Here is a 26775-nt window from a genome sequence, read left to right on the forward strand (position 1 = left end):
CTGAGAAAAGCTATATTTTGCTTGTTTGAGTATCTAAAAATCATCACCAGAATAGATGCAAAAGATGCTCTGAAAAATAAAAAGCCAGCGATATGATTTCGCTGGCTTGATGTGTTTCTACAAGAGTTACCCTTTCCACTCATACAACGCTGGTATACGAATTTGCTCACCTTGGAACTCAACAATCACCGCTTGCGGTTGTATTTCTCTTAGAGTGACCTGATCATCAACGACATCCCCTTGATGATATTCAATATTGTTAATTTTCACCCAACGGCGATTTTCATCACTAGCGTACATATGGGTTTGCAAATTAAGCGCAGGTAGACGCCCTTGCCACTGGTGAGCGTTGCGCTCTAAATCGTTCACGCGTGCCGTTTGTGATGACGAATTGTCATCATCTCGGGATAAGGCATTTTCGACCTTCCTAGCTAAATCAGGAGATAATGAGGATAAATCCAGATCATCCAAAGACAACCCGAGGTCCTCTTCAGCAGCAGAAGTCGTTTGGGTTGATGCTGAGTTACGTGTTTCATCTCTGCTTGGTGTATGGCTCGTGTATTCATCGGGGGGGATAAATGTACCAAAATCACGCGATAGCTCTGCACTTGGCCACTCTCTTGGCAATTGGGCTAACTGGGTGTTCTCTGGATAGTCCAATACTTTGAAAGGTGATAGCACTTCGACCTTTTCTATCGGGGACGTTGTATCTACTTCAACACTCGGTGCAAAGAGATCTAAGTACCAAGCGACTCCGATAGCAGAAGCAGTGATTGGCAGCAAGAACAGACCTATATGTTTCACAGCTGACATTATGCGTCCTCCTTCTCGATTCTCGCCAGTTGAGGCGCATCTGGCTGAACATTTTGCTGAAGTCGGTCTAGCGTTCGCTTACCTGCAATACCATCGACACCAATTCCTTGCCAACGTTGAAATAATTCGACTCGCTCTTTCATCGCACCATCAAAAATAGACGTTTCAAGCAGTGGCTCACTCACCGCTTCTGCTAATAATCGGTCTAATACTTCAATCGCGGGGCCTTCCATGTCTAAACGTAATGTTTCATTCAGCGGAGCATGCCACAGTTCGATAATATTGCCCTGCCACAACGGCTTTAGCCACGAAACTGGCAGACGGAGACGCTGCTTACCATTGAGCACTTCAGCTTGATCATTACCGACGGCATATAGAATGACATACCCAACATCACCTTGATAATTCAACTCCAAGATCACAGGGCGATTTTGTTGCATCAACAGCGGCCAAGTCGCCATTTTACGCTCACAACGCATAGTCGACTGCGGTTCTGACAAACAAAGATTATCGCGAACCGATGCTTGATACCCCCACAAACGATACAAATCATTTACAGCGAGGTTCGACTGTTTTTGTGTTAACAATAAATCACGCTGCTCATCCGTTAACTGTTGGCTTACGACGGTTGGTGTTGGCTCTACTCTTGGCTCCTTCACTTGTGTCAACACTGACGTCGCTTGAGCTGGCATATAATTCACGACAGCCCACCCCGTACTTAATGCAGCAATAAGGCCTACCGTGACAGAGCCCCAAGCAGGCCAACGGAAAGTCCGGCGCTCTTTTTTATCTTGCTGATAAATATCTGCCTGAAACTGCATCACCTCTTCACAGGCCTGCTGAACGGTTTGCTTATCCACCACCACATTACCCTGGTGATAACTAATGTTGAGGGATTTGTCACAGATAAGGTTGATGAGCCGCGGTATACCGTGACTGTATTTGGCTATAAGTTTACAAGAAGCACGATTAAACAGTTGCTGGTCGCCACCTGCTGTATGTAGTCGAAATGCGATGTAATCTTCTGTCTCTTTTTCATCCAACGGCAACAGGTGATAACGCCCGGTAATACGCTGGGCAAGTTGGCGTAGTTGTGTTGTTTGTAATAACCGCTGCAATTCAGGCTGCCCGACCAACAACACTTTGAGCAATTTTCTGGTATCGGTTTCCAAGTTGGTCAACAATCGCAACTGCTCTAGAACGTCGGCAGCAAGGTGTTGAGCCTCATCAATGACCAGCAATGTCTGCCAGCCTGAACGATAATTACGCAGCAAATATTGATGGATAACCTGGTTTAGCTGTTTGAGGTTTGCATCTGGCGGATAGGTGATTTTGAACTCATCACAAATGGCTTCGAGCAAGTCTCTACTCGAAAACGTGGGATTGAGAATAAGACCCGCTTTGGTGTTATCACCCAAATTCGCCAGCATCGCTTTTGCGACGGTCGTTTTGCCTGTACCTACTTCGCCAGTAAGCATAGCAAAGCCACCGCCATCGCCTAGCCCAGCTTGGAGATGTGTGATTGCCTCTTTGTGACGTTGGCTTAAATACAAATAACGTGAGTTTGGAACAATCGAAAATGGTTGTTCGACAAACCCAAAAAAGTCCTTATACATTAGGCTCTCCAGCTAAAAAACCACCTGGGAATAGTCAGACATGGTATAAACGCTCTTCTTCTATTCTTAGGAGTAAAGAAAAGTACCATTGCTTGCTACAATGTCCAACGGCATATCCATAAATTAAGAGGTAATTCGTGCAAGTTTATTTAGTAGGTGGCGCAGTTCGAGATAAATTGCTCGGAATTGGTAGTTATGACAACGACTGGGTGGTCGTAGGCGCGACGCCCGAGATGATGCTGTCCCAAGGATACACCGCCGTTGGTAAAGACTTTCCTGTATTTCTGCATCCCAAAAGTAAAGAAGAATATGCCCTTGCACGAACAGAGAGAAAGTCAGGTTCTGGTTACACTGGTTTTGAATGTTTCTTCGATCAAAACGTCACCTTAGAAGAAGATTTGATACGTCGTGATTTAACCATTAACGCGATGGCAATGGAGAGTGATGGCACGATCCATGACCCATATGGTGGCCAGCAAGATCTCAACGATAAACTGCTACGCCATGTATCAGACGCCTTTATTGAAGACCCTCTACGCGTTTTACGTGTCGCTCGCTTCGCAGCGAAGCTTGCTGATCTAAACTTTACGGTTGCCGACGAAACCATGCGGTTAATGCGTCACATGGCAGAGTCCGGAGAGCTGAGCACACTGACTCCCGAGCGTGTTTGGCAAGAATGGCATAAATCTCTCTCTACTCCTCGCCCTGATATTTTCTTATCGGTTCTACGAGACTGTGGTGCATTAACCGTGGTGTTACCTGAAATTGATGCACTATTTGGCGTACCTCAACCTGAGAAGTGGCATCCAGAAATCGATACTGGCATCCATACTTTGATGGTGGCAGAGCAAGCCGCAAAATTGAGTAACTCACTCCCCGTCAGGTTTGCCGCCCAAGTGCATGACTTGGGTAAGGGCGTGACGCCAGAGAGCGAATGGCCAAGCCACAAAATGCATTGCCATACAGGATTAAAACTGATCAAAAAGCTGTGCGAACGTGTCCGGGTACCAAATGAGTTTCGTGATTTAGCCTTGATGGTGTGCGAACAGCACTCCAATATTCATCGCGCGGCTGAACTTAAACCACAAACCATAATTAAAATACTCAATAAGCTTGATGGGTGGCGTAAGTCCGAACGTCTGCAAGATATCTTGCTTTGCTGCCAAGCGGATCACGCTGGTCGTAAAGGACTGGAAACGCAACCATATCCACAGGCGGATATTTTTAGGCAAGCCTACCAAGCAGCAGCGGCAGTTGACGTTCAAACCATAATCAAAGAGGGCTTTAAAGGCCCTGCGATTCGTGACGAGCAAGAAAAACGACGTATTGAAGCAGTGAAAGCAGTACTTAAGAAGTAACGAACAAACAAAAACGCCCGCGGATTTCGCGGGCGTTTTTCGTTAGCATCAATTATGCACTTAATAGAAAAGCGAACAAACCGACGCCCAAAATGAGACGGTAAATCACAAACGGTGTCATGCCCATGCGTGAAATCATCTTCAAGAAGAAGTGGATACAGATGTACGCACTGATAAACGATGTGATAATGCCAGTAAGTAAGAAACCAACATGGACAGGCTCACCACTGGTCACTAACTTCATGCCTAAGTAGCTACCAGCTAATGTAATGATTGGGATCGACATTAAAAACGAAAATCGGGCAGCCGCTTCTCGAGTAAAGCCAAGGTAAAGCGCTGCTGTGATGGTCGCCCCTGAACGTGAAGTTCCAGGAATCATCGCTAAGGCTTGAGCAATACCGATAAATACAGCTTTCTTCCAACCCGTTTGGTATTCATCGGCAACGAGTTTAGCGTTTTTGTCTACCCACCATAGCAACAAGCCAAATACGATCGTGGTAGTCGCGATGACGTAAGCGCTACGTAGATACACTTCAATGATGTCTTTCATCAATAGACCGAACACACAAGCTGGAATCGTCGCAATCACGATCATCCAAGCCAATTTAGCTTCTTTACTGCGATCTCCTTTAAAGATCGAAGCAAATAACGCTTGAAACAAAGTGATTACTTCATGACGAAAATAGATCACGACAGCCATTAATGTACCGACGTGAACAGCAACATCAAAGGCCAGACCTTGGTCTTCCCATCCTAAAATAGCGGAAGGCAGGATCAAATGGGCAGAGCTTGAGATAGGCAAAAACTCTGTCAGCCCCTGAATCAGAGCCAAAATAAAGGCTTCAAAATAACTCATGTAAACAACTCAAATTAAAAATGAAAGGAAACGGGTTTGAGCGAATCGACTGGCTGCATAGCATGCCAAATGTCTGCGACTGTGCGTCCATCGCCTGGGATCACTAATTGCGGTTCGAGATCATACAACGGCTTTGTGACAAAAGGATATTTGTAGATATCACTGCGAGGTAGCTCAGGTTTTTTCTTGGAGACGCGCTCACCGAACAACACTATATCGAGATCCAGTGTTCGATCCTGATACTTTTGCGCGTTTTCTTCGCGTCCCCATTTAAATTCAATCTCGCGTAGTTGATGGCTCAACTCTTCTAATGACAACTCGGTACGCATTGCAACGACAAAGTTGTAGAAATTCTTACTGCTAAAACCAATAGGTTCGCATTCATATATCGGTGATACGAGGAGATTTTCTCCAAGCCGTTGCAGCTCCTGATACGCAGCAAGCACATGTTGCTCTCTTTCTACGTTCGTCCCAACACCGATATAGGTGGTGATCATGCTCGGCCTCGCTCAATCACCACACCAACAGCACGTGCTTGCGGCACGGCGCCAGGCTTCGCTAGGCGGATTTTCACCCAAGGCACAGAGAAACGCTGCATGATAAGCTCTGCTACTTCTTCAGCCACGCGCTCGACCAATAAGAAACGACCATTTTCAATGTGGTTAAGTACCGCCTCACTCACCTGCGAATAATCCAGTGCATCTTGCACATCATCACTTTTGCCCGCAGGTTTATTATCGTGTGCCATTTCAATATCTAGAACCAACTTTTGTTTGATTTGTTGTTCCCAGTCGTACACGCCAATGGTGGTGATTACTTCCAACTGTTCAATAAAAACTTTATCCAGAGCCATCTTATGTCCTTCTATTACAGAGGTCGGATACCCGTGAGGGGTAATTTGATCGTAGTATTCTATACCTAAGTAACATTTACTTTGGTCATCACAATGTTACTTAGGTATAAACTGCGAAAGCATCTTTATATACAAGAAATCACATAATGCAAGCTCTATCACAGTGAGGATTTCTGCATTATGTAAATTCGGGGTATGATAGCAACTACGCGGGAACCGAGCATTAAATTCCAATCCATCAAGGACTTCTATGGACGCACTGGCACTGATAATGACAATGGCCGCCTATTTATTAGGTTCGGTTTCCAGTGCGGTTTTGATCTGTCGACTCTTAAAACTGCCAGACCCACGCAGTGTGGGATCTAACAATCCTGGAGCAACGAACGTATTGCGTATTGGCGGACGAGGAGCCGCTGTTTCAGTCTTGTTGTGCGATATGCTCAAAGGCACTATCCCCGTGTGGGGCGGATACTTTCTTGGTATCGACCCTATCATTCTTGGCGTCATCGCCATTGCTGCCTGTCTTGGCCACATGTACCCCATCTTTTTCCACTTTAAAGGCGGAAAAGGTGTCGCAACCGCGCTTGGCGCTATCGCTCCGATTGGTTTGGACTTAACTGGATTGGTAATGTTAACTTGGCTGTCAGTAGCCGCGCTATTCCGCTATTCATCCTTAGCGGCTCTCGTCACGGTTTTGGTCACTCCGTTTTATACTTGGATGTTTAAACCGCAATACACGTTACCTGTTGCTATGCTGTGCTGCTTAATCGTATTTAAGCATCATCAAAATATTCGGCGGCTTTTATCTGGCGACGAGCCAAAAATCGGCGAGAAAAAACTGACACAAAAAAACTCGGCTTAATGCCGAGCTTTTCGTTTAAAGAAGGATGCATTGGTTACGCATGAACTCGATTCAGGAAGTTCAACAACATCTGGTTGACGAACTCAGGTTGTTCTAAACAACTGATATGTCCCGCTTGGGGAATCTCCACCAACTCACTGCCTGTGATACAGTCTTTCATTAAATAAGATTCAAAAACTGGACGTGGTTTATCTTCACAGCCCACTGCAATTAACGTCGGCAGAGCAAATTTTTCCGAATCCTCAATCACATCCCGGCGACCAAACACCATACGCCCTATGCGAGCGACTTCCACCGCACGCTCACCGTTCAGCTCTTCTAAACTGCGTTTGAATGAAGCGACAAGTTCAGGGTTATCCTGATTGACGTTGTTGGCAAAGAACAGCGGCACAACGGCTTCAATAATTGGCGCAGGCACTGCTTGGACTTGGCTGATGGTATCAAGCATTGCAAAATACTTCTTATACGTAACTTCTGGCTCCCAGCCAATGAAGGTATCCATCAATACCAGTGACTTAACACGTTGCGGCGCTTGAGCCGTTAGCTCTGCTCCCCACATGCCGCCAACAGATAAGCCCACTATCGAGAACTCTTCGATATCTAAATGATCCATCAATGCCAACATATGTTGTGCATAGTCGGCCAATGACTGTGTCGATGCAGGTGCAGCGTCCGATTCACCATGTGCCCAAAGATCTGGCACAATACAACGGAATGACTGGCTTAAAACCTCAACTTGCGGCGCCCACATTTGGCTATCCCAAAGGTAACTATGACCAAATAGAAGCACAGGGCCCTCACCTTTATCTAGATAAGCAAGTTGCTGACCTTCAATTTCAAACTTATTCATTGTTATATCCATTTCTTATTCTTCCACGTCATCCTAACATTGAAACAATAGCGAACTGATCGCATCAGTCAGAATGTAAAACGAGGCGGTTCATTGAATAATTAAAAATAAAGGCCTCTGAGGAGCAGAGACCTTTATTACACAGAACCGGTTTCAAACTTACCGCATAAATTTGATTAAGCGACAGGTGTTAGTTGATCAATTGGCCAACGTGGACGAGCCTCTACTGACATATCAGCCACTTCGCCATTCTTCAAGCGCTGCATGCCTGCGTAAGCGATCATCGCACCGTTATCTGTACAGAACTCAGTACGTGGGTAGTAAACTTCGCCACCAACTTTCTTCGCTAACTTCTCTAACTCAGCTCGCAAACGACGGTTAGCACTCACACCACCAGCAATAACAATACGTTTCATGCCTGTTTGCTCAAGCGCGCGCTTACATTTAATAGCCAACGTAGCACACACAGCTTCTTCAAATGCTAATGCGATGTCCGCGCGAGTTTGCTCGTCATCACCGTTTGCAGCAATCGTGTTAGCCGTAAAGGTTTTTAGACCAGAGAAACTCATGTCCAAACCTGGCACATTCGTCATTGGGCGCGGGAACTTAAAGCGGCCCGGTGTACCTTTTTCCGCCAGTTTAGATAATAGTGGACCGCCTGGGTAATCCAAACCCATTAGCTTCGCTGTTTTATCAAACGCTTCGCCCGCCGCATCATCAATCGACTCACCTAGAATTTTGTACTCACCGATGCCTCTCACCTCCACCATCATAGAGTGACCGCCCGATACTAATACCGCCACAAACGGGAACGGTGGAGGGTTATCTTCCAACATTGGGGCCAATAGGTGACCTTCCATATGATGAACAGGTACCGCTGGCACTCCCCAAGCATAAGCAATACTGCGACCGATAGTCGCACCCACTAATAGCGCCCCAACAAGACCAGGCCCCGCGGTATACGCGACACCATCGATGTCTTTTGAAGTTAAGTTCGCTTCTTTTAGTGCCTCTTTAATAAGAGGAATGGTTTTCTTTACGTGGTCACGTGAAGCCAACTCAGGCACCACACCGCCGTAATCTGCGTGCAGTTTTACTTGGCTATATAGCTTGTGTGACAAGAGACCATTTTCATCGTCATAAATTGCGATGCCAGTCTCGTCACAAGAGGTTTCAATACCAATAATGCGCATGGTTTTCTCAGTATGCTTTCTGTATAGAGGAAATTTGGGCGTCATATTACCTCGCCTTGGTGCTGCAAACAAATTTTGTACAGACAATAATCGACAAAAGGCTTTACAAAGTAGTTGTGATCGGATTAAAATTCCGCACCATTTTTGATCAAGCTGGTAAGAGACCTAACAATTGTGATTTGGTCTGTTGAATACCAGCGTTAACGAATAACCCCTGAGGTGAAAGGCATATGCCAGTAGTTAAAGTACGTGAAAACGAACCGTTCGACGTTGCTCTACGTCGTTTTAAGCGCTCTTGCGAAAAAGCAGGTATCCTTTCTGAAGTGCGTCGTCGTGAGCACTACGAAAAACCAACTACAGTTCGCAAACGCGCTAAAGCAGCAGCTCAAAAGCGTCACGCTAAGAAGCTAGCTCGCGAAAACGCTCGTCGCGTTCGCCTGTACTAATAACTGAGCTCCAAAAGGAATTTAGTTATGGCTCTGATTGATCAACTCAAAGAAGAGCAAAAATTAGCGATGAAAGCCAAGGACAAATTGCGCCTTGGTACTATTCGTTTAGCCCTATCAGCAATCAAGCAACGTGAAGTTGACGAACAGATTACTCTGAACGATGACGACATTCTTGCAGTATTGACCAAGATGGTTAAACAACGTCGCGATTCTGTAGCGCAGTTTGAAGCAGCGGGTCGTCAAGATCTTGCTGATGCGGAACAAGCAGAAATTACCGTTCTTGAGGACTTTATGCCTCAACCACTGACAGACGAAGAAGTAGCGGCTCTCATCGAGAACGCGATTGCTGAATCTGGCGCAGCTGGCATGCAAGACATGGGCAAAGTAATGGGCGTTCTGAAACCGCAAATTCAAGGGCGTGCAGATATGGGTAAAGTAAGCGGTTTAGTTCGCGCTAAATTGGCTTAAGGTACCCCACCCAATTGCAGCAAGCCGTGCTATCCTTTGGAGCGCACGGCTTGTTTGTATCTGGATGGATGGAATGAAATCAATGGGCAATACGCTCATTCTTTTAAGGCATTCACTCCACTCATCATCTTCTTTTTTTGTTAGGTTTTATGGCTGGACACATCCCTCGCAGTTTTATCGATGACCTTCTAGCTCGACTTGATATTGTCGATATCATCGACGCACGTGTGAAACTTAAGAAAAAAGGCAAAAACTACGGCGCATGCTGCCCTTTCCACAACGAAAAGACACCCTCATTCAGTGTCAGTCAAGAAAAGCAGTTCTACCATTGTTTTGGTTGTGGCGCGCACGGAAATGCCATCGATTTTTTGATGGAATTCGACCGACTAGAATTCGTCGAAGCCATTGAAGAACTCGCTTCATACTTGGGTTTAGATGTTCCTCGAGAACAACGTGGCGGCGGTAATGGTTCGTTTCAGTCAGGCCCACAAGCAAGCAGCAGTGAAAAACGTAACCTATACGACTTAATGGGCAGCATTGCTCAATTTTATCGTAACCAACTCAAACAGCCAGCAAGTAAGGTGGCGATTGAGTATCTAAAAGATCGTGGCCTGTCTGGTGAAATCGTCCAGAAGTTTGGCATCGGCTATGTGGCTGATGAATGGGATTTAGTTCGTAAGAACTTTGGCCAGAATAAAGAAAACCAAGACATGCTCGTCACAGGCGGCATGTTGATTGAAAACGATAAAGGCAACCGCTACGACCGATTCCGTGGTCGAGTGATGTTTCCTATTCGAGACAGACGCGGCCGAGTAATAGGCTTTGGTGGTCGAGTATTAGGTGATGGGACACCAAAATATCTCAACTCACCCGAAACCCCGATATTTCATAAAGGTAAAGAGTTGTATGGCCTTTATGAAGTACTACAAGCGTATCGTGAGCCACCACAAATTTTAGTGGTTGAAGGCTATATGGATGTTGTCGCGCTTGCTCAATATGGCGTAGATTATTCCGTTGCCTCATTAGGAACCTCGACAACGGGCGATCACTTGCAGGTGTTATTCAGGCAAACAAGCACCGTCGTGTGTTGTTATGACGGTGACCGCGCAGGCCGTGAAGCCGCGTGGCGTGCCATGGAAAATGCATTGCCTTACCTAACGGATGGTCGCCAGTTAAAATTCATGTTTTTGCCGGATGGAGAAGATCCCGACTCTTATATCCGACAAAACGGAAAACAAGCATTTGAGCAGCAAGTGTCTAATGCGATGCCCTTGTCTGAATTCATGTTCAGCTCATTGACTCAGCAGGTCGACATGAGCACGAAAGAAGGCATGGCAAAACTGAGTACTCTTGCGGTTCCTCTCATTGATAAAGTCCCTGGCGGCACTTTAAGACTATACTTGAGAGAATTGCTTGGCCGCCGTTTGGGTTTGGTTGATGAACGCCAACTACAGCAGCTAATTTCAAAACAAGGTAAAGAGGATAAAAGGCCTCAACCTCATAAAGAAATCAAGCGAACGCCGATGCGAGAAGTGATCGCGTTACTGATTCAAAACCCACAATACGTAAGTATGGTGCCAGATCTAACTAGCGTTAGAGATTTGCCCATTCCTGGTCTAAGTTTATTTGTTGATGTACTTGATAAATGCCAAGCGCATCCCCATATCAACACAGGCCAATTATTAGAGCATTGGCGAAACAGCCAAAATGAGACCCTTCTGTCTCGTCTCGCGAGTTGGGACATTCCACTCGATGAGGACAACCAAGAAGAAATCTTTTTAGACTCACTGGATAAAATTATTGCCCAGTGCGTAGAAAAACAAATTGAAAACCTGCAGGCCAAAGCAAGAAGTGTCGGTTTATCAGCCGAAGAGAAAAGGGAGCTGCTAGCACTTATGCTAGATTTAAAAGCGTAACCCTGTTTAATTAGTCAGCAACGATTTAATTTGTTATAGTAAGTGGTTTGCATTTCGCATACTGATTCCTTCACCAGATTACGAAGTTGGATACCGTCTATGGATCACAATCCGCAGTCACAGCTAAAGTCACTTGTTATTAAAGGCAAGGAACAAGGCTATCTGACCTACGCCGAAGTAAATGACCACCTACCTGCTGAAATCGTAGATTCAGAACAGGTAGAAGACATCATTCAGATGATCAACGACATGGGCATTAAGGTAGTAGAAACTGCTCCTGATGCTGATGATTTAGCACTGAACGATGACACAAATATTACCGATGAAGATGCAGCCGAAGCTGCAGCCGCTGCACTTTCTAGCGTAGAGAGTGAGATTGGTCGTACAACAGACCCAGTACGTATGTACATGCGTGAGATGGGTACTGTCGAACTTCTAACTCGCGAAGGCGAAATCGACATCGCAAAACGTATTGAAGAAGGTATTAACCAAGTTCAATCGTCTGTTGCTGAATACCCAGGCACAATTCCGTACATTCTTGAGCAATTTGACAAAGTTCAAGCTGAAGAACTACGTCTTACAGACCTAATTTCAGGTTTTGTAGATCCAGATGCTGACGACACCGCTGCACCAACGGCAACACACATCGGTTCTGAACTGACTGAATCTCAGTTAGAAGAAGAAGACGATGAAGACGTTGATGACGACGAAGATAGCGATGACGATTCAGATGATTCTGAAGAAGATGTAGGTATCGATCCTGAATTAGCGCTAGAGAAATTCAACCAACTACGCAGCACCTATCAAAATCTTCAATTAGCAATCAACGAGTACGGCTATAACAGCCCGAAAGCAACCGTTGCTAATGAAATGATGCTAGACGTATTCCGCGAGTTTCGTCTAACGCCTAAACAGTTTGATCACCTAGTGAATGAACTGCGTACTGCTATGGATCGCGTTCGTACACAAGAGCGTCTGATCATGAAGTCTGTGGTTGAATACGGCAAAATGCCGAAGAAATCATTCATCGCGCTGTTCACTGGTAATGAATCAAGTGAAGCTTGGCTGGATGAAGTTCTTGCTTCAGACAAGCCATACGCTGAAAAGATCAAACGTAACGAAGAAGAAATCCGTCGTTCAATCGCTAAGCTAAAAATGATTGAAGAAGAGACTTCTCTAAACGTACAGAACATTAAAGACATCAGCCGTCGTATGTCTATCGGTGAAGCAAAAGCTCGCCGTGCGAAGAAAGAGATGGTTGAAGCGAACTTGCGTCTTGTAATTTCTATCGCGAAGAAATACACCAACCGTGGCCTACAGTTCTTGGATCTGATCCAGGAAGGTAACATCGGTCTGATGAAAGCGGTAGATAAGTTCGAATATCGTCGTGGTTACAAGTTCTCGACTTACGCAACGTGGTGGATCCGTCAGGCAATCACTCGTTCAATCGCGGACCAAGCACGTACGATTCGTATCCCGGTACACATGATCGAAACGATCAACAAGCTAAACCGTATTTCTCGTCAAATGTTGCAAGAGATGGGTCGCGAGCCACTACCGGAAGAACTGGCAGAGCGCATGCAAATGCCAGAAGACAAGATTCGTAAAGTTCTAAAAATCGCTAAAGAGCCTATCTCAATGGAGACACCAATCGGTGACGACGAAGATTCGCATCTAGGTGATTTTATCGAAGATACAACGCTAGAACTTCCGCTAGATTCTGCAACTGCAACTAGCCTTAAGGTGGCAACAAAAGACGTGCTTGCAGGTCTAACGCCACGTGAAGCGAAAGTACTTCGTATGCGTTTTGGTATTGACATGAACACTGACCATACTCTAGAAGAAGTTGGTAAGCAGTTCGACGTTACTCGTGAGCGTATCCGTCAGATCGAAGCAAAAGCACTACGTAAACTTCGTCACCCAAGCCGCTCAGAGACTCTGCGCAGCTTCCTAGACGAATAATCGCAGCGCATACAAGCTTTTAGAAATCAAAAAAGGTGACTTTAGGTCACCTTTTTTATTATCTACTGTTCTAAGTGGATAAAAACTAAGCGCAATTGCCCTAGTTGGTATCTAGACACCTTGCAACGCTTCCCCTATAATCGTTGTCCTATTAAGGCCCCTTAGCTCAGTGGTTAGAGCAGTCGACTCATAATCGATTGGTCCGCAGTTCAAGTCTGCGAGGGGCCACCATATTTCGAAAGGCGTAGCAGGTTAATACCTACTACGCCTTTTTTGTATCTTATATCTTTGGGTACAGTTTCGGTTGCGGTAACTCGTCACTAACCTCGTAATAGCTTTTCTTCTTCCCCTCTTCTTTAACTATTATCTGGCTTTCTATACGAGCAATAGAAACAAAATGTCTGCTCGTGATTTAAACCATTGACCCTCAGACAACTTCTGATAGGATGGACATATAAACGTATGGACGTCTAAAACAAAAATGGAGCTACAATGAAAAATATTGGTCACTTAAAGAAACTAGCTTTGATTCTCACGGCAGTAGTCGGCTTAAGCGCTTGTGGAGAAAAAGATGACTCTGTCATTAAAGTGGGCGCGACAGTTGGACCACATGCACAAGTAGTCGAGGCGGTAGCGAAGGAGGCAGCAAAGCAAGGTTTGAATGTCGAAGTCATTGAGTTTTCTGACTACGTGACACCTAATGCCGCTCTTAGCGATGGTAGCATCGATATTAATAGCTATCAGCACCAGCCATTTTTAGACAACTTCAACAGTAGCCATAACGCCCAATTAGTATCAATTGGTCAGTCCATTCTTATGCGTATGGGGCTTTATTCCAATAAGTATCGCTCACTGCAAGAGCTTCCAAACAATGCACGTATAGCGCTTCCAAATGACCCTACCAACGGTGGCCGTGGTCTGTTGCTACTCGCCGATGCAGGTTTAATTGAGCTGAAACAGGGTGTTGGCCATAAAGCCGCCCTAACTGATATCACAAAAAACGCAAAATCATTTGAATTTGTCGAGGTAGATGCCGCTCAGCTACCAAGAACATTAGATGATGTGGACGCGGCTGCGATTACAATGAACTACGTAATGTCTTCTGGTTTAGATCCGAAGAAACAAAGTATCTATCTTGAAGCAAAAGACGCCCCATTAGCAGTCATGGTCATCGCCACTCGTGACGCAGACAAAAATAATGAAGCGTATAAAAAGTTCGTTTCTATTTATCAATCTCAAGCGATTCGTGATTATCTCGATCGCACTTTCAAAGGCACAATCGAAGCAGCTTTTTAATCAATAAAGCAGCGAATACTTTGCCCACGAATCAGATAGAAAAGAGGCTAATGTTTTCTCATAGCCTCTTCTTTTCATTACTCACTAAATCGACTCATTGTCGACTTTCAGCCTCTAACTTCATTGCCAAATAAGCTTGGTCAGCAGAAACCAATTCAGGACGGTTAATCAACTTCCAGAGGAAGTATGGTGGGATTAAAAATACGATGAAGTAGAGAGATTCATGGAAGAAAACATCGGCTATCGTTTGCTGATGCTCCCAAAGTGCCGTCAGTGCGAAGAGCTCTAACATCACGCCTAATACGCCAAAGACGACAGAGACAACAATCGCTAAACCCAGTAGTTCTCTAATAAAGTGCTTGTATGCCATGATACTAATTCCTTCTAGCAATAAGTCATACTAACTTACGCTCATAAGAAACAAGTGAGCTTGATTATTATCAAACTCACCTCATCACTGTTAAGAACTTAGTTTTATAAAAAAGTACTTGTATATAGCGTCAGCGAAGACTGATTTCCCTATCACAGAGCATAGATACCTCTACAAATAGAAGGTGATGGAACGACCAACTATTGACTATATGAGCGCAACTTTAATCAGATAAGTAATATTGAACCGTCGATACCACTCGTACTTTCTTAATGTAAGGCGTGTTGCTGTCTCGGTCATAAATCGAGAACTGCCCTTGAGTTGCACGTTTGATCTTACCCAGTGAACTCTGTGAGTCTTTCGCAAATTTCTCAGCCACTTCACGCGCATTCTTAGTCGCTTCTTCGATCATGTCTGGCTTCACATCATTCAGCTTAGTAAAGCTGTACTCAACACGATTTGCATAAGGATCTTGGTTAAGCAAAACGCCTTGTTTTCCTAACTCACCTATTTCATTGATTGCCGCTCGAACAACATCAACACTCTGGCTGTAAACCGTAACGGTTCGCGAGGCCAAATAACGATACTCAATGTCTTGCTCGCTCCCATATTGCTGTGCTTTTCTGTCAATGACCGCTGGGGAAGAGAGGGAAACGCTGGTTTCAGGAAGCCCTTTGGCAGTTAGAAAGTCCAAAATCAAACGGGTTTGCTGGTCAATTTCATCAAACATGGCTCCCATATCATTACTCGCTAGAGTAAATTGAATCGGCCAAATCACCGTATCAGCAGGATACTCACGCTCCGACAAACCTTTCACTGTAACGACTCTTTCATAGGCTCGGTATTTCACCGCCGTCTGCTGCATAAAATAGCCAAGGATGCCAAGACCAAGTATCAAACTTAGCCCAATCCAAAGTGCTGCTTTATTGGAAACTCGTTCCATTATTTCCCCCTGATAAATATCAACTTAGCTTAATCTTTGTTCTAGATAAGATAGCCTATCTATTGTTTTAAGAGGGAGACATAACGCGAGTTTTGATTCATAGCACAGTGATATACCGTTTTCTTTAGTCAATAAAGCTTCATTGGTTTGTCACCAAAGGCTCATGCTTTTGCCTCTTAACTGTCATCTGTAATTTCTACTATCCAATCAGCAACTTGTACGCTGAGGTAAATATGGATAGTTCAACCCCTTTTCGTCTCCCTCGTAAAACGCCGTTTGGCATTGGTGAAAACGTTGCTGAATGGGCAACCGGTTTAAACCAACTTGATAAGTTCTACGCCCAACGCCCCGTTAATGCCGATACCAAAACTTTTCTCCGCTTCACGCTGGATATCTTAGGTATCGATTATCGCATTGCTCATGGTTCACTCGACTCAGTACCTAAGCAAGGTGCTACCGTCATTGTGGCGAACCACCCGCTTGGTTGTGTGGAAGGCGTCATCTTGGCCGAACTCTTGTTGATGGTACGAGACGACATCCAAATTCTAGCCAATCAATACCTGAAAACCGTGCCGGAGTTAGATCAGCTCTTCATTGGTGTCGATGTGTTTGAAGGCAAAGACGCCGTCAAATCGAATATGAAGGCCCTCAGAGCGGCTAATAAACACCTAGCAAGTGGCGGCTTATTGCTTGTCTTTCCTGCCGGTGAAGTGTCCCAGTTAGTCGATGCCAAACAGCAACGCTTGGAAGACAAAGCGTGGAGTCGAAGCGTAAGTAGCCTGATCCGCAAAAACAAAGCAACGACAGTTCCAGTATTCATCAGTGGTCAGAACTCGAAACGCTTCTATATGGCAGGGAAAATCCATCCACTTTTGCGTACCCTAATGCTCGGGCGGGAGCTACTGAACAAACATGCGCAAACCATTGATTTATCTTTTGGCCAAGTGATCAAATTCAAAGAGATCAACACACTTAACGATGATCAAGTGGTGAACTATTTGCGGCTCAACACTTACTTGCTCAATCGTGAAACCCATTCAGTGAAGCCTTCTTCTTCATCAGAAATGCTCTCTCCAATAGCGGCAGGGTTACCCGTAGGCGAATTGCTTGAAGAGCTGAACAACTTACCAAAAGAGTCCAAGCTGCTAACAAGTGGTGAGTTCGATGTTTACTGCACGGAGTCGCAGAGTATCCCTTCCCTACTGCATGAAATTGGTCGCCTACGTGAGCTCAATTTTCGACAAGTTGGCGAAGGGACGGGACTAGCAATAGACATTGACCATTTCGATCATGATTACCTGCATCTGTTTGTGTGGGACAGAGAGAACCAATGCTTGGTGGGCGCGTATCGTTTAGGTCTGGTTGATCAACTGATTGAAAAGCGCGGCGTAGCAGGTCTGTATTCACGAACGTTGTTTAACTATGACCAACGCTTTATCGACCAAATGGGTAAATCCATTGAGATGGGGCGCTCTGTGATTGCACAGCAATATCAAAAGAGCATGAGCGCGCTACTGCTGCTGTGGAAAGGCATCGCAACGTTCGTTCATCAAAACCCAGATTACACTCACCTATTTGGTCCGGTAAGCATTAGCAACGATTATAGCGATACTGCACGTCAATTACTGGCTCAATCAATGACACTGCACCACTACGACAACAATTGCGCAGAGTACGTCACACCTTCTAACCCACTTCCTGAGCACCACCGTGACTGGAACACCAGCATGCTCACTGCTCTGGGTGATTTACAGCTATTGTCACGTGTCATTGCCAGAATCGATGAAGGGAAAGGAGTGCCCGTTTTGCTGCGTCAGTACTTAAGCCTCAATGGCAAGCTGGTATGCTTCAACGTCGACCCTGCATTCAATAACGCTCTAGATGGATTGATTATGGTGGATTTGCGCGATGTTCAAGAAAAGACGTTGGCAAGGTATATGGGACGCGAGCAAACTCATGAATACCTCACCTACCATGCTAATAGCAACCATAAGTAAGAGCTGTGAGTAAGAAGGGAGTTGTGAGTCAATAAAAGCGGTGTAGCGACTCTCTTTTACTTTTCTATCAATTAGGTAAGAGCACTTCGTGAAGTACGCCGAAAAGACTCTTATAAATACATTCTATCGAAGAGTCGCAATGACATTGATCACACCAATTCCGTCACAAACTTTCACAAAAAACAAAAACAGATCCAAGTCACACTTTAAATCCACCACAACTCAACACAAAACGTGACATTGATCATCACAAGCATTTAATTCGAATTTCAAAAAAAATCAAAAGTGATCAAAATCACAAAGTATTTTGATTTTAATTTTGTCAGAAGATCGGATTGATCACTAAGATTTTTATTGACAGGTTTGAAAGTTGCTTTTTGTTATTAAGTTACAAGTTAATAAGTTGAACTTGGTCACTTAAAAACCGTTTCTCAGCCTAAGAAATGCGGGCGTAGATCACGAAAAACCCGTTGTCAGTTCCAATTGGAAAATGTGTGGTAAATTGATTGGGTACTAAGCAATCAAACAAACGGTTTTGGCGAACCGTTTACTACAACAAGATTCATCAGAACATCGAACGGGGAATTGTTATGATATCACCAGATGCCAAGATCAAGATACAAAATTTTGGTCGTTTTCTGTCAAACATGGTAATGCCAAACATCGGCGCGTTTATCGCGTGGGGCTTTATCACTGCTCTATTTATCCCAACTGGATGGCTACCAAACGAAACGTTAGCCTCTATGGTTGGCCCAATGATTACCTACTTGCTGCCACTACTTATCGGTTACACCGGTGGTAAATTAGTTGGTGGCGATCGTGGTGCGGTAGTCGGTGCAATCACAACAATGGGTGTGATTGTCGGCACAGACATCCCAATGTTTATGGGTGCAATGATGGTCGGCCCAATGGGCGGCTGGGCTATCAAGAAATTCGATAACTACATCGATGGTAAAGTAAAAAGTGGCTTCGAGATGTTGGTTAACAACTTCTCTGCGGGCATCATCGGCATGCTATGTGCGATCCTTGCTTTCATCTTTATCGGTCCATTCGTAAAAATTCTTTCTGGTGGCTTGGCGGCTGGCGTTAACTTCCTAGTTTCTGCTCACCTACTACCACTGACTTCAATCTTCGTTGAACCTGCGAAGATCCTGTTCCTAAACAATGCGATCAACCACGGTATTTTCTCTCCACTGGGTATCCAACAAGCGTCTGAAACAGGTCAGTCGATCTTCTTCCTAATCGAAGCAAACCCAGGTCCTGGTCTAGGTATCCTGCTAGCTTACATGGTGTTTGGTAAAGGTACGGCTCGTCAAACGGCAGGTGGTGCATCAATCATCCACTTCTTCGGCGGTATCCACGAGATTTACTTCCCATACATCCTAATGAACCCTCGCCTAATCCTTGCGGCTATCGCAGGTGGTATGACTGGCGTATTCGTTCTAACTATCTTTAACGCAGGTATTGTTTCTCCAGCATCACCAGGTTCAATCTTTGCAATCTTGTTGATGACTCAGAAAGGCTCAATCGTTGGTGTTCTAGCGTCTATCGCAGCAGCAACAGGTGTGTCATTCGCGGTAGCAGCACTGCTAATGAAGACGCAAACGTCAACAGAAGAAGACGGTGATGAAGCAGCACTAGAAAAAGCAACATCACAAATGAAAGACATGAAATCTGCATCTAAAAACGATGCGGTGGTAAACAGCCAAAGCAAAGGTGACGTAGACCTAGCGACAGTACAAAGCATCATTGTCGCTTGTGATGCGGGCATGGGCTCGAGTGCAATGGGCGCGAGCATGCTACGCAAAAAGGTTCAAGACGCAGGTCTGAACATCCACGTAACCAACCTTGCCATTAACAGCTTACCAGAGAGTGCAGATATCGTGATTACTCATAAAGACTTAACGGATCGTGCACGTAAGCATGCTCCAAACGCACACCACATTTCATTGACTAACTTCCTAGACAGCGAGATGTACAACCAGCTAGTCACCAAACTACTAGCAGCGCAAAACCAATCCGCAGCCAATGACGACCAAATGGTAAAAGTTTCGCTCGTGGCAGCAAACGACGACAACTTCGAGCCACAGCAAACGTCGGTGTTCCAAATCCAGCGTGAAAACATTCACCTAGGTTTGAAAGCTGCCAACAAAGAAGAAGCGATTCGCTTCGCGGGCAACAAGTTGGTCGAACTTGGCTACGCAGAACCAGAATACGTAGACGCGATGTTTGAGCGTGAAGCATTGGTTCCAACTTACCTAGGCGAATCTATCGCAGTGCCTCACGGCACGGTAGAAGCGAAAGACCGCGTGAAGAAAACAGGCATTGTAATCTGCCAATACCCTGCGGGTATCCAATTTACTGAAGACGACGATGATGTAGCAAAACTGGTTATCGGCATTGCCGCTAAGAACGATGAGCACATCCAGGTGATTACCACCATTACAAACGCGCTCGATGAGCCGGAGGCAATTGAGAAGCTAACTAGCACCAACGATGTAGAAGAGATTCTGAACATCCTTGGTGGTCAGCAAGCGGCTTAATCACTCCTTTTAATTTGCTCCTGAGCAAACCGAGGTCAGCTGTCACCCCCTATGCGGTTGGCCTCACCCTAGATTCGTTTTAGTCAACATTTCAGACATTGGTAGGTAAGAATTATGAAAAACGCAGTTCATTTTGGCGCAGGTAACATTGGTCGTGGCTTCATCGGAAAACTATTGGCAGATGCAGAAGTCGAGGTCACATTTGCAGACGTTGATGCTCCACTGGTTGATCAACTTAGCCACAAACAAGAATACAAAGTAAAAGTGGTCGGTACGGAATGCCAGATTGACACCGTAACCCACGTCACCGCTGTTAACTCCGCCAGCGAAGATGTCATCGATCGCATTGTAAAAACTGACTTGGTAACAACTGCCGTAGGTCCCAACGTACTGGACATCATTGCAAAAACCATCGCGACCGGCATTGCAAAGCGCTTTGCGGCAGGCAACGAAAAACCGTTGAACATCATCGCGTGCGAAAACATGGTTCGTGGCACGACTCACCTAAAAGGTGAAGTGTACAAACATTTGGATGAATCATTACACGCGAAAGTAGACGAGCTAGTTGGCTTCGTCGACTCCGCAGTGGACCGCATCGTACCACCAGCAGAAGCCGCGAACGATGACCCACTAGAAGTCACGGTAGAGAGTTTTAGTGAATGGATTGTGGATGAACAGCAATTCAAAGGTGAAATCCCTGATATCGCTGGCATGGAAAGAACCAACAATCTAATGGCGTTTGTCGAGCGTAAGCTGTTCACCCTAAATACGGGTCACTGCATTACCGCTTACTTAGGTTGCTTGAAAGGACATCGCACTATTCGCGAAGCAATTGAAGACCCAAGCATTCACGCAGAAGTAAAACAAGCAATGCAAGAAAGCGGAGAAGTACTGATCAAACGCTACGGTTTTGACCGCGACATGCACAACGCTTACATCGAAAAGATCCTAGGTCGCTTTGCCAACCCTTATTTAGTTGATGAAGTTGATCGTGTTGGTCGCCAACCAATTCGTAAATTGGGGGCGAACGATAGATTAGTGAAGCCTTTACTCGGTACAATTGAGTATGGCACTGAAAATAAAACTCTTTTGAAAGGCATTGCTGCTGCGTTGAAGTACACTAACGACACCGACCCACAAGCAGTAGAGCTACAAAACTCATTAAAAGAAGTGGGAGTGAAGAAGACGCTAGCGACATACACAGGTCTTGCAGAAGACAGCGATGAAGTGGCTCAAATCGAGACACTTTACAACCAACTTTGATTTACCTAGGGGAGCTCGGCTCCCCTTCTATGTCCTTCTCTGCTTGAAGAGTTGGGATAGCTAATAATTAGAAATGTATTCAGTATATGGCAGATAACATCAACGAAACCGAGATCATTGAGCGATTAAACAGCGCACCATCGGTACGAGGCTTTTTCATTGCAGCAGTCGACGTTTTTAACGATTCGATCGACGGGTTGGTGCAAAGAATCTTTCGTAAAGATAACTTCGCTGTTCAATCGGTTGTCGGTCCGCTGCTACAAGACTCTGGACCACTGGGCGATCTGTCTGTTCGTTTGAAGTTATTGTTTGGCTTGGGAGTGCTCCCCGATGACATTTACCACGACATCGAAGACATCATCAAACTCAAAAACCAACTCAATAGTGACGCTTCAGATTACGAATTCACTGACCCGAATATTCTAGAACCAATTAAGAAACTGCACTTGGTGAAGAAAATGGGCATGGTACAACTGGAAGTCAGCGAACCAGATGACGACATCGACCTTGAGTTTTATCAGCTACAACTGCAACGTCAACAACAAATCATTAAGTCAGGGCTCTCACTTGCCATTGTCGAGATTTGCAATGAGCTCGGCAAAGACAGCCCTTTTTAATCGAAAAACTGGCAAGGAAGCCTCCTCAACTCGCCCCTCTTTTTGCACATTCTTCTATACAACGTGCGTGAAAGCCATCACAGTCCATATTCCGATGTCTCTGTAACATCAGACCAATCTATCGCTAGTATTGAAACGGTATCGCATGCTTTCAATCGAAGACACTAAAACTAAGTGGGAGTTTTTCCAGAAACACCACTGGGTATCTCCAGAATTTTCCCGCACTCCCGTCCTCGAGTCGTGGGAGCGTTGCATAAAACAATGCAGCCCTTACACCTGGTCAAAACCACATATTGCCTCTGGATTTACCTTCTCATCTCTAATGAAGCGCAACGAACATCTCATCGAATGCGCCACGACCGTACTTGAAGATACGTACGATATGCTTGGTGACGAAGACCTGGTATTGATGGTAACCGATGGCAACGGCTGTATTCTCTCCACCGTCGGGCACGACTCTATGCGACAAGAGATGCAAACGCTCGGCATAAAACAAGGCTGTTTTCTCTCCGAAGGAAAGATAGGCACAAATGCAGTCAATCTCTGTATCAACACTCATATCCCGTGTGAAGTTTTTGCTGCCGAACATTTCAATCGCCACTTGCACTCTTATGCCTCTGTAGCGGCGCCTGTTTTTGACCAATTTGGCAAATTACGCGGTACAACATGCCTTTTCAGAAAAGCGGAAAGCTATAAGAAAGAAGACTTAGTCATCATCGCGTCGAGCGCGAAAGAAGTCAGCTTGCAAATCCACATTCAGTCGGAACAAGAAAACATGAACCGCCTCACTTGTGCGCATAACGCAACGTTAGAGTGCATGGATGACGGCCTTCTAGCGTGGGATGAAGAAAATCGCATCACCATGGTAAATCACCAGTCCGAGCGTTTGTTAAACATTGAAGCCAGTCAGGTCTTGGATAAAGAAGTCTTTTCTGTTTTACGCTTCCCACCGAATGTCCTTACTAGTATTGAGTCAGGTGCGAGCATAAACCGTAAACTCACAACGGTAGAGGTTCGTGGCGAGTTTGTTGAAGCGATCATCACCTTGCGTCCACTCAACGACGGCACACACTTATTGTTCTTGCACCCTATCGATAAAATTCGCGAACTTGCTCAACAACAAATAGGTGGCAGTGCGCGCTATACGTTCAGCACTTTGCCCGTCATTTCACGAAAAATGAAGCATGTCATTACCGTGGCAAAACGGGCCATAAAGTCCAAATCACCGATTCTAATTACAGGTGAAGAAGGCGTAGGAAAAGCCACTCTCGCCATGGCGATTCATAACGAAAGCACCTACAAAGAAGGGCCGTTCATTACGCTCAACTGCCGCTCCATCAATACAGAGCAACTGGTCAAAGAAACCCTGGGGTATGACGAAGGGCAAGGCATGCCTTCAAAGTTTGAGCTCGCCCATGGCGGTACGCTCTTTTTAGAAAAGGTGGAATATCTGTCACCCGATTTACAAGCCGTGCTACTTAAGTTGTTAAAAACTGGGCTCGTCAGCCGCAGCGACAGTTTGCGATTGATCCCCGTAGATTTTCAACTTATTACCAGCACCGCTTCAGAGATCAGCGAGTATGTCACTCAGCGCTCATTTGGTCGGCAACTTTATTATGAAATCTCCTCGAACGAGCTGCATATTCCACCACTACGAAAGCGTAAAGAAGACATTGAATTTCTCGTCCAGCAGCTTATCAGCCATTACGAACGCCGCCACAATGTGACGATCTCGATAGAGCCAGTCGCACTGGAAGCGTTGATGAATTTTCGTTGGTCAGGCAATAACTCCGAATTAAGAAACCGAACTGAGCGAATTTTGCTGAACCGCAGTTCGAACTTAATCAAGCTGAACGATATTCCTGAAGACATTAAACTGAATTCTTGCCATACCGCAGAAAATACGCCAGTAATCACGTTAGAAGAAGCCGAGAGAAGAGCTATCGTTCAGGCTTGGAATCAGTGTGATGGCAAAATGCATGATATGGCGAAAGCATTGCAAATTGGCCGCACTACCTTATGGAGAAAAATTAATAAGTTTGGGCTGCAGGAGCAAATGAAACTGTATTAAGCCAAGAAGTGGCGTTCCTACAAAAAGTAAAACCGGCGTAAGCACGCCGGTACAGATGTACTAACGATAAGATATCGACTAAACATCGACAGACAACTGACGAATCTGCGCTTTTAGTCCCGGTAGCAGACTCGCACTGGCGCTGAATTTTCGCAACCCCACGCGAAGCAATGTTTCTGTGGCATTTGGATCGCCAGCCATCTCACCACACATACTAACCGGTATACCCGCGCGATCGCCTGCTGCACACGTGAGCTCAATGGCTTTTAGTACCGATGGTTCAAAGTAGTTCACCAATTCAGCAACAGCGGCGTTACCTCGATCGGCGGCCATAACATATTGAGTCAAATCATTGGTGCCGATAGAGAAAAAGTCGACTTCTTGGGCTAACGCATCAGCATTTAATACTGCGGCTGGCACCTCAATCATAATACCAACGGGCAAATGAGTCGCATCCAAGCCGAGTTGGTTTGCTTGATGCGCCAACAGCGCTTTTACTTTTCTCACTTCTTCAACCTGAGCCACCATCGGTATCATCAATTGAATATTCGGTTGCTCGTGAAAGGCTCTCAGAATGGCTCGAAGTTGAGCGGTAAACAATGACTCATGTTGAAGACACAACCGCACCCCTCTCAAACCTAAAAATGGATTATCTTCTGCTGGCATAGGATAAGCGGCTAAAGGCTTGTCACCGCCAACATCTAGACTACGAATCGTAAGTGGCTTATCACCAAGTGCGGCAGCAATATCACGATACACTTGATATTGCGCTTCCTCAGTCGGCAACTCATCACTGTTTTGAAATAGAAACTCAGTCCGAAATAGACCAACGCCCTCAGCCCCCGATGTTAGTGCATCATCAATATCTTTCGGTCCACCAATATTGGCGAATACTTGAATATGGACACCATCACAGGTGACTGCGGCTTGCTGAGCACTCGCTAATGCACGTTGTCGGATGCTTTGCCACTCAATTTGCTGAGCTTCTAATTCCTGCTGTACGGCATCTGAAGGAGAGAACCATAAATGCCCTCGGAAGCCATCAATAGTCACCACTTGACCAGCACGCACAGCATCAAGGCAGCCCTGAGCTTTAACGATGGCAGGAATCCCCATCGCACGAGCAAGAATCGTACTGTGAGAGGTTTTCCCTCCCTCACTCAAACAGATACCAAGCACTTTCGATTTATCAAGCCCGGCCACATCAGAAGGCATCAGGTCGCGGGCCAACAAAATACTCGGTTCCTGAATGTCGATGGCATTAGGCGTTACGCCTGTCATTTCGACCATAACTTGGCGTGCGATATCATGTACATCTGCTTCGCGTTCCCGCATGTACTGACTTTCTGCCTGGCGAAACTCTTTGGCCAACGTTTGCAGTGATTCTACCCAAGCTTGCTCGCCTATCATGCCCGTTTGAATTCGCGACTCGACCGATGCCCATAATTCTGGGTCACTGAGCATCATGCTATGAGCAGCAAATATTTCCCCTTTCGGCTGCTTCGCTTGCTCCTGCAAATGTTGAACAACCACGCCTATCGCACGCTTAACCCGTTCAATTTCATCTTGTTCACTTTGGAAATCACGTTCAGGCACTGCTGGCATTTCATGAGTAAAAAGGACAGCAGGAGCAGTAGCGATACCGTCATTGACTCGAATACCAACAACAGCACCTTCAATCTGATTTGAGGCCATGCCATCGAGCAGAGTATCTGAACTTTCTTCAGGTTCGATAATGCCTTGCTCAACCGCCTCTTTTTCTCCGAAGTGCTCATAAGCTAAGGCTTCAAATGCCTTGATTGCTTCACTGGATTGAGAGCCGAGTGCGCACAGCGTGATCGTCTCTTGGCTACGAACGCCAAGTTTCGCAATGCTGTTTAAGCTTTTCGCGTTCACATGGCGCTCGCCTTTTTTCAACCATAATTGGCAGTCAAAAGGCGCGAGTGCACCAACAATGGCCGCAGCGGGACGAGCATGTAACCCATGCGGATTTTGCACTACCCAATCAAATGTCCGCTCTTGCTCAAAGTTCTCTGATACTGGCACTATCTCCGCGGATGTTAGTGGCTGCTCACCAAGGTGCTCTCGTTTTACGCTTAACGCATTCTGTGCCTCTTCGACTACTGTCGATAAAGGTAGTCCGGCGGCAGCAGCCACCGACGCCGCCATGGTTCCTTCAACAATAGGGGCCGAGATAAGGGTGACATTTTCCCTCACATGATCATCAATCAGGTCCAGAGCCATTTCCGTGCTAAGCAACGCGCTGCCAAGATCCATCAATACAACAACCCCTTGTTGATCTTGTACCTGCTCAATCGCTTCCATCACGGCAATAGCATCAGTTCCGATCGGGTTCTCTGGATCATCAATCCCAGCCGCAATCGCAAGCTTGGCTTTGCCTTGCGTCATTTGGGTGGCAAGTTCTGCCACCCCTTCTGCAAGGCGACGACTATGAGATACAACTACAATTCCCACCATC

General features: G+C 45.6%; 22 protein-coding genes and 1 tRNA gene. 13 read left to right on the plus strand and 10 right to left on the minus strand.

Annotated features, from left to right (window positions below):
* Positions 1-126: 126 nt before the first annotated feature.
* Entirely contained in the window at positions 127-813 is a 687-nt protein-coding gene (locus R7E29_RS18280) for a general secretion pathway protein GspB (RefSeq protein WP_017636145.1), read from the minus strand.
* The gene (locus R7E29_RS18285; protein ID WP_017636144.1) at positions 813-2429 is read right to left on the minus strand and encodes an ExeA family protein; all 1617 of its coding nucleotides are present in this window, start codon (positions 2427-2429) and stop codon (positions 813-815) included. Before R7E29_RS18285 ends, R7E29_RS18280 begins: the two co-directional genes overlap by 1 nt.
* Before the next feature lie 137 nt (positions 2430-2566).
* Between R7E29_RS18285 and R7E29_RS18290 the strand changes: the two genes are divergently transcribed.
* Positions 2567-3787 (plus strand): multifunctional CCA addition/repair protein, encoded by a 1221-nt coding sequence (locus R7E29_RS18290; protein WP_054576657.1) that lies wholly within the window; start codon positions 2567-2569, stop codon positions 3785-3787.
* Positions 3788-3839: 52 nt separating this feature from the next.
* On the opposite strand, the gene R7E29_RS18295 is transcribed toward R7E29_RS18290, so the two are convergent.
* From R7E29_RS18295 to folB, 3 genes are read right to left on the minus strand one after another with little or no spacing between them, the layout of a single operon-like run.
* A complete protein-coding gene (locus R7E29_RS18295; protein WP_017636143.1) occupies positions 3840-4643 on the minus strand; it encodes an undecaprenyl-diphosphate phosphatase in 804 nt (267 codons plus the stop codon).
* A gap of 14 nt (positions 4644-4657) precedes the next feature.
* Positions 4658-5140, minus strand: a complete 483-nt coding sequence (folK, locus tag R7E29_RS18300) for a 2-amino-4-hydroxy-6-hydroxymethyldihydropteridine diphosphokinase (RefSeq protein ID WP_005387457.1) — start codon at positions 5138-5140, stop codon at positions 4658-4660.
* Positions 5137-5496: a bifunctional dihydroneopterin aldolase/7,8-dihydroneopterin epimerase gene (gene folB / locus R7E29_RS18305; RefSeq protein WP_005387458.1), complete on the minus strand. Its 360-nt coding sequence runs from the start codon at positions 5494-5496 to the stop codon at positions 5137-5139. The genes folK and folB overlap by 4 nt, the downstream gene beginning before the upstream one ends.
* A gap of 250 nt (positions 5497-5746) precedes the next feature.
* Here folB and plsY point away from each other — a divergent pair, with 250 nt between their 5' ends.
* A complete protein-coding gene (gene plsY, locus R7E29_RS18310) occupies positions 5747-6358 on the plus strand; it encodes a glycerol-3-phosphate 1-O-acyltransferase PlsY (RefSeq protein WP_005379857.1) in 612 nt (203 codons plus the stop codon).
* Between the two features lie 34 nt (positions 6359-6392).
* On the opposite strand, the gene R7E29_RS18315 is transcribed toward plsY, so the two are convergent.
* Together R7E29_RS18315 and tsaD are read right to left on the minus strand one after the other, a co-directional pair.
* Complete coding sequence (locus R7E29_RS18315) at positions 6393-7208, minus strand: alpha/beta fold hydrolase (protein ID WP_017635973.1); 816 nt, start codon at positions 7206-7208, stop codon at positions 6393-6395.
* A gap of 176 nt (positions 7209-7384) precedes the next feature.
* Positions 7385-8401 (minus strand): tRNA (adenosine(37)-N6)-threonylcarbamoyltransferase complex transferase subunit TsaD, encoded by a 1017-nt coding sequence (tsaD, locus tag R7E29_RS18320; RefSeq protein WP_005379854.1) that lies wholly within the window; start codon positions 8399-8401, stop codon positions 7385-7387.
* A gap of 230 nt (positions 8402-8631) precedes the next feature.
* Between tsaD and rpsU the strand changes: the two genes are divergently transcribed.
* The 6 genes from rpsU (at position 8632) to R7E29_RS18350 (ending at position 14492) form a co-directional block, all read left to right on the plus strand.
* Positions 8632-8847: a 30S ribosomal protein S21 gene (gene rpsU / locus R7E29_RS18325; protein ID WP_001145625.1), complete on the plus strand. Its 216-nt coding sequence runs from the start codon at positions 8632-8634 to the stop codon at positions 8845-8847.
* Between the two features lie 27 nt (positions 8848-8874).
* Positions 8875-9318 (plus strand): GatB/YqeY domain-containing protein, encoded by a 444-nt coding sequence (locus tag R7E29_RS18330; RefSeq protein WP_005379720.1) that lies wholly within the window; start codon positions 8875-8877, stop codon positions 9316-9318.
* Positions 9319-9467: 149 nt separating this feature from the next.
* Positions 9468-11234, plus strand: a complete 1767-nt coding sequence (gene dnaG / locus R7E29_RS18335; RefSeq protein WP_054576656.1) for a DNA primase — start codon at positions 9468-9470, stop codon at positions 11232-11234.
* A gap of 99 nt (positions 11235-11333) precedes the next feature.
* On the plus strand, positions 11334-13196 hold the full coding sequence (gene rpoD / locus R7E29_RS18340) for an RNA polymerase sigma factor RpoD (RefSeq protein ID WP_005395986.1): 1863 nt from the start codon (positions 11334-11336) through the stop codon (positions 13194-13196).
* Positions 13197-13351: 155 nt separating this feature from the next.
* A tRNA-Ile gene (locus R7E29_RS18345) sits at positions 13352-13427 on the plus strand.
* A 261-nt stretch (positions 13428-13688) separates the two neighbouring features.
* Positions 13689-14492 carry a MetQ/NlpA family ABC transporter substrate-binding protein gene (locus R7E29_RS18350; protein WP_054576655.1) on the plus strand — a complete coding sequence of 268 codons (804 nt, stop codon included), beginning with the start codon at positions 13689-13691 and terminating at the stop codon, positions 14490-14492.
* Between the two features lie 94 nt (positions 14493-14586).
* Here the strand turns inward: R7E29_RS18350 and R7E29_RS18355 are convergent, their stop codons facing one another.
* Both R7E29_RS18355 and R7E29_RS18360 read right to left on the minus strand, forming a co-directional pair.
* Positions 14587-14862 carry a hypothetical protein gene (locus tag R7E29_RS18355; RefSeq protein WP_005383040.1) on the minus strand — a complete coding sequence of 92 codons (276 nt, stop codon included), beginning with the start codon at positions 14860-14862 and terminating at the stop codon, positions 14587-14589.
* 223 nt (positions 14863-15085) lie between these two features.
* Positions 15086-15805: an SIMPL domain-containing protein gene (locus R7E29_RS18360; RefSeq protein WP_054576654.1), complete on the minus strand. Its 720-nt coding sequence runs from the start codon at positions 15803-15805 to the stop codon at positions 15086-15088.
* 233 nt (positions 15806-16038) lie between these two features.
* Here R7E29_RS18360 and R7E29_RS18365 point away from each other — a divergent pair, with 233 nt between their 5' ends.
* The 5 genes from R7E29_RS18365 to dhaR all read left to right on the plus strand — a co-directional run bounded on the left by R7E29_RS18365 (position 16039) and on the right by dhaR (position 24296).
* Positions 16039-17802 carry a lysophospholipid acyltransferase family protein gene (locus tag R7E29_RS18365; RefSeq protein ID WP_054728474.1) on the plus strand — a complete coding sequence of 588 codons (1764 nt, stop codon included), beginning with the start codon at positions 16039-16041 and terminating at the stop codon, positions 17800-17802.
* Positions 17803-18392: 590 nt separating this feature from the next.
* Positions 18393-20345 (plus strand): PTS mannitol transporter subunit IICBA, encoded by a 1953-nt coding sequence (locus R7E29_RS18370; RefSeq protein ID WP_258631259.1) that lies wholly within the window; start codon positions 18393-18395, stop codon positions 20343-20345.
* A 114-nt stretch (positions 20346-20459) separates the two neighbouring features.
* On the plus strand, positions 20460-21608 hold the full coding sequence (locus tag R7E29_RS18375) for a mannitol-1-phosphate 5-dehydrogenase (protein WP_258631262.1): 1149 nt from the start codon (positions 20460-20462) through the stop codon (positions 21606-21608).
* A gap of 86 nt (positions 21609-21694) precedes the next feature.
* Positions 21695-22225: an MltR family transcriptional regulator gene (locus R7E29_RS18380; RefSeq protein WP_005379708.1), complete on the plus strand. Its 531-nt coding sequence runs from the start codon at positions 21695-21697 to the stop codon at positions 22223-22225.
* Between the two features lie 145 nt (positions 22226-22370).
* Positions 22371-24296: a dihydroxyacetone kinase operon transcriptional regulator DhaR gene (gene dhaR / locus R7E29_RS18385; protein WP_213898403.1), complete on the plus strand. Its 1926-nt coding sequence runs from the start codon at positions 22371-22373 to the stop codon at positions 24294-24296.
* A 78-nt stretch (positions 24297-24374) separates the two neighbouring features.
* On the opposite strand, the gene ptsP is transcribed toward dhaR, so the two are convergent.
* Complete coding sequence (gene ptsP / locus R7E29_RS18390; protein WP_258631354.1) at positions 24375-26774, minus strand: phosphoenolpyruvate--protein phosphotransferase; 2400 nt, start codon at positions 26772-26774, stop codon at positions 24375-24377.
* Position 26775: the final 1 nt, after the last annotated feature.

Origin of the sequence: Vibrio sp. Vb1729 (genome assembly GCF_033338655.1) — a bacterium.
Classification (GTDB): domain Bacteria; phylum Pseudomonadota; class Gammaproteobacteria; order Enterobacterales; family Vibrionaceae; genus Vibrio; species Vibrio alginolyticus.